The 1,558-nt window shown below is 70.3% G+C and carries 2 protein-coding genes and 1 other RNA gene; 1 reads left to right on the plus strand and 2 read right to left on the minus strand.

Annotation, left to right across the window (positions count from 1 at the left end; translation table 11 throughout):
* A partial coding sequence (gene ypfJ / locus ACTS11_RS18200) for a KPN_02809 family neutral zinc metallopeptidase (RefSeq protein ID WP_442641706.1) occupies positions 1-752 on the minus strand: 752 nt, incomplete at its 3' end.
* An 88-nt stretch (positions 753-840) separates the two neighbouring features.
* Here ypfJ and ffs point away from each other — a divergent pair.
* Positions 841-937: signal recognition particle sRNA small type (gene ffs, locus ACTS11_RS18205), an RNA gene on the plus strand.
* A gap of 54 nt (positions 938-991) precedes the next feature.
* Here the strand turns inward: ffs and ACTS11_RS18210 are convergent.
* On the minus strand, positions 992-1,330 hold the full coding sequence (locus ACTS11_RS18210) for a hypothetical protein (RefSeq protein WP_442641707.1): 339 nt from the start codon (positions 1,328-1,330) through the stop codon (positions 992-994).
* Between the last annotated feature and the right edge of the window lie 228 nt (positions 1,331-1,558).

Consider the following 1,558-nt stretch of genomic DNA (forward strand, 5'->3'; position numbering starts at 1 on the left):
GACGTGCCGTGGGTGAAGCCGTGCGGGTTCGGCTGCCGGCCCGCGCGGGCCTGGAGATAGTCGTCGCCGATGACCTCGGCGGTGCCGATCGCCTCCTCGATGTCGCCGGGCTCGAGGATGCCGTCCAGACGGCTCGCCCAGACGCCCGAGAGGCAGTCGGCCTGGAGCTCGATCATGACCGAGACGCGGTTCGAATCGGCTTGCGACATGGCCGCCCGCGCCTGGTTGGCCTGGCCGAGGATGCCGAGTTCGTGCTGGACATGGTGTGCGACCTCGTGGGCGATGACGTAGGCGGCGGCGAAATCGCCACGCGCGCCGAGACGCTCGGCCATGAAGGCGAAGAAGGCGGTGTCGAGATAGGCGCGCTCGTCCGCGGGGCAGTAGAAGGGCCCCGAGGACCCCGACGCGCCGCCGCATCCGGACTGCGTGACCTCGGAAAAGAGGACGAGCTGCGGCGGCTCGTAGGCCATTCCGAACTCCTCGGCGAAGATCTCGGTCCAGACATCCTCGGTCGTGGCGAGGACCTGCGCGGCGAAGACGCCGGCCTCTTCCTCCCCGGCGGACAGCTCGACAGGTCCGCCCCGCTGCGTTCCGGGCTGCTCCTGCAGGAGCGGCGTCACGTCGATCCCGGTGAAATAGGCGATGGCGAGCACGACGAGCAGGCCCGCTCCGCCGAGCCCCGCGGCGCCGCCCGCGCGCCGTCCGCGGCGGTCCTCAACGTTGCGGCTCTGCCGCACGCCTCTCAGTCGCATGGCCGTCCTCCTTTGCGGTATCGCTCCTCGGCAACCAGCGTAACATGCCGGGGTTGCGCCGGCGCAGGGGATTTCCTATCTCGGGCGTGAGAGGTTGGCGCGGGCAGGCGCCTCGCCAACCTGGTCAGGTCCGGAAGGAAGCAGCCACAACGAGCCCCGCTTGGGTCGCTGTCCAGCCTCTCACCCCAGACGCGCCGCCGGGCAATCCCGCGCGGCGCGTCTGCGTTTCTTGCCTCGGCTCACGACATGTCGAGGACCACCATCGCCGCGAAATTGCCGACCATCCCCACCGCGACGGCGGCGCCGAAGTAGACGGTCGCGGTCTCGTGCAGGACGCGCCGGCGGGGCGGCATCTGCGGGCGCCGCCAGTGCCAGAGCAGAAGCCCCGCGATCCCCGCGGGCGCGTGCAGCGCCGTCAGGAGGCTCACGGGCGAAGGTCCGAGATTGCGGATCAGGCCCGCTGGCCCGTTCGTCCATGCCAGCGACACGATCCAGAAGGTGAGCGCGGCGAGCGCCACCGCCCAGAAGAAGGCGCCGAGAAGGGCGATGAGCCATTGAGGGGGCTGATGTTCGCGCAAGGGTCCGTCTCCTGCTTCGCTGCGACGTCCCCCGTCAGGAGGCGAACGCGCAAGGTCAGGTTCCGGTTTCCGGGCTCAGGAGAACCAGCCGAGGAAGCTCGCCGCGAGATAGTTGAAGAGGAGGCCGATCAGCACGACGGCCCAGAAGTAGATCGTCGCCGCCTCGAGCGCGACGCGGGCGCGGGCCGGCAGTCCGTGCCGGCTCCACTGCCACAGCAGGACGCCGAC

The organism is Roseicyclus sp. (assembly GCF_052168335.1).
GTDB lineage: Bacteria > Pseudomonadota > Alphaproteobacteria > Rhodobacterales > Rhodobacteraceae > Roseibacterium.